Annotated in this window: 3 protein-coding genes and 1 pseudogene; all 4 read left to right on the top strand. The window is 36.9% G+C overall.

Annotated features, from left to right (window positions below; translation table 11 throughout):
- Positions 1 to 444: pseudogene (locus ABZA26_RS12730) on the top strand (class I SAM-dependent methyltransferase); the annotation flags it as partial.
- Positions 445 to 482: 38 nt separating this feature from the next.
- Complete coding sequence (locus ABZA26_RS12725) at positions 483 to 1,007, top strand: GNAT family N-acetyltransferase (RefSeq protein ID WP_372714888.1); 525 nt, start codon at positions 483 to 485, stop codon at positions 1,005 to 1,007.
- Positions 1,008 to 1,168: 161 nt separating this feature from the next.
- Complete coding sequence (gene rsgA / locus ABZA26_RS12720) at positions 1,169 to 2,131, top strand: ribosome small subunit-dependent GTPase A (RefSeq protein WP_372714887.1); 963 nt, start codon at positions 1,169 to 1,171, stop codon at positions 2,129 to 2,131.
- 68 nt (positions 2,132 to 2,199) lie between these two features.
- Positions 2,200 to 2,403: a hypothetical protein gene (locus tag ABZA26_RS12715; RefSeq protein WP_372714886.1), complete on the top strand. Its 204-nt coding sequence runs from the start codon at positions 2,200 to 2,202 to the stop codon at positions 2,401 to 2,403.
- The last annotated feature ends 10 nt before the right edge of the window (positions 2,404 to 2,413 follow it).

Below are 2,413 nucleotides of genomic sequence, written 5' to 3'. Positions count from 1 at the left end.
CTGGCTATAATGATCTGCGAGGGGGCTTTTTGCCTTATGGAAACTGACGAGATGAATTACCGGATACTTCAAAATGCTGCCGAATCACTAAAGAAAAACGGGAAAATTATATTCACAGCATTAAATGCTCTGTTTCCCCTATACCATTCGGTAAAAGATTTCATAGAGTCCCAAGAGCAAGACGGGAATGCAAGCTGCGAGGAAAGTTCCTTTGATCTAATGACCTTTCGTGAACATAATATCACCTCTCTAGAAGATGATTCTGGGAATGAAATAAAACTTCAGTGTAATGAGAGATATTATGTGCCCTCTGAAATAACCTGGCTTTTAAAGTCACTGGATTTTAAGACTGTGAATATTTACGGGGCAAAATTAGGAGCCTTCAGCAGAAAAAATAAGCTAACAACAGAAGATTTTGAGATGCTGGTTATTGCTGAAAAATAACCTGTTTAAGAAAGCGTTTTATATATTTGGAGGAATAGATGGGACTAAAAATAGTAAAATACGACAAGGTACCTGAGGTTGGTTATTTAGAATATATAAAGGAATGGGAACTTTCAGGAGAAAAAATCGTACCCATGGCCTCAGAGAGACGAAGCGAAAGCTTTGGAGATTTACTTGCTAAGTGGTCAACAGATGAAACAGATGAGGTTTACAAGAAGGGTTTTGTTCCGGCGGCACTCTATTTTTTAGTGGATAAGAAAAAAGTGTTGGGAGCTATACATTTCAGACATGAACTCAATGACAGCCTCCTCTATAACGGCGGACATATCGGGTACGGCATCCGACCCTCAGAAAGAAAAAAGGGCTATGCAACTAAGATGCTGGTTATGCTGCTAGACCTTGTCAGGACAAAAAAGTATAAGAAAGTCCTGGTAACCTGCGATGAAAACAACACGGGGTCAGCAAGGACAATAGAGAATGCAAAGGGGATTTTATATGATAAAATAGAACTTGAAGGGGAAACAACTCTGAGATATTGGATTACTTTAGATTCCCGAGAGTAAGGAGCTGTTGTCAACTGGACTTGTAAAAAAATGAGATGACATAAATTAGACTGATCTTAAAAATGTGAAAGGAGATGAATTATGATAGTAGTAAATTTTGGAGGAGACCTAAAATAAAAAAGGCCCTCCGTCAGAGATTAATATGAAAATAGGAGGAAGAAATGAAAGGCAGAATTATATCGGTATTTAAAGATTTATATAGAGTATCAGTTGGAAATAATGAGATAAATGCTCCGATAACAGGAAATATGATAAAGAGTGCTGATTTTCCAGTGGTAGGTGATTATGTAGAGATAAGCGATGAAGGGCAGATAACTGAAATTTATCCTAGAAAAACTATTCTGTCCAGAAAAGTAGCCGGAAAAGAAATAAAGGAACAGCCCATAGTTAGTAATGTGGACTTTATTTTTATAGTGACTTCTTTGAATAAAGATTTTAATATCGCAAGGTTGGAGAGGTATCTGACCATGGTATATGAATCTGGATCAAATCCTTGTTTTATTTTAACCAAGTCAGATTTGGATGATGATGTGAATGAAAAGGTTGCAAGCTTAGAGGAGATAGCTTTTGGGGTACCTATTCATGTGGTATCTTCATATGAGGATAAGGGAATAGACGAAATAAGGGATTACCTGAAAGATGAAAAAACAATCGGTCTTATAGGGTCATCTGGAGTGGGTAAATCCACACTGATCAACAAATTACTGGGGAATGAGATAATAAAAACAAAGGAAATAAGAGTGACTGATGACAAAGGGAAGCATACCACCACAAGAAGAGAGATGTTTAAGGTGGGAGATGGGTATATTATAGACACACCTGGTATGAGAGAAATCCAAATCTGGAGTGGCGATACCAGCAGTTCCTTTGAGGATGTGGAAGAACTGGCAAAGTTATGCAGATTTTCTGATTGTACCCATGGAAATGAACCGGGATGTGCTGTAAATAGAGCCATAGAAACAGGAGAACTTAAGAAAGAAAGGCTAGCCAGTTATTTGAAATTAAAAAGAGAAATTCAGAATATGGAAAACAAGATAAACCACGGACATAAATTTGCCGAAAAAGAAAAGATAAAAAATATGATGGGGACCCTGGATAAAAAGAAAAAGATAGTGCACAGATAAATTTTTTAACTGACGATAATTGTTTGTATGTATTATAAAAATTTAAGTTGTACTACGAGGAGGGAGATATGAAATATTTATTCATAGGAATAGGGATATTTACGCTTGTTTGTACTTTTTTCAAACCGACATTTTACTGGGAGAGCAGAAAAGCCAGAAGTATGAGGAAACTAATCGGCGACAGAGGGACTTCGTTTTTTTACTACATAATAGGGCTGGCAGTTGTGGTTATAGGGGTATTGGGAATGCTGGATATTATTTCTGTCAAATAGGCATCTTTTG

The sequence above is a fragment of the Ilyobacter sp. genome (genome assembly GCF_041583315.1).
GTDB lineage: Bacteria > Fusobacteriota > Fusobacteriia > Fusobacteriales > Fusobacteriaceae > Ilyobacter.
This window is presented reverse-complemented; position numbering and strand designations above follow the sequence as displayed.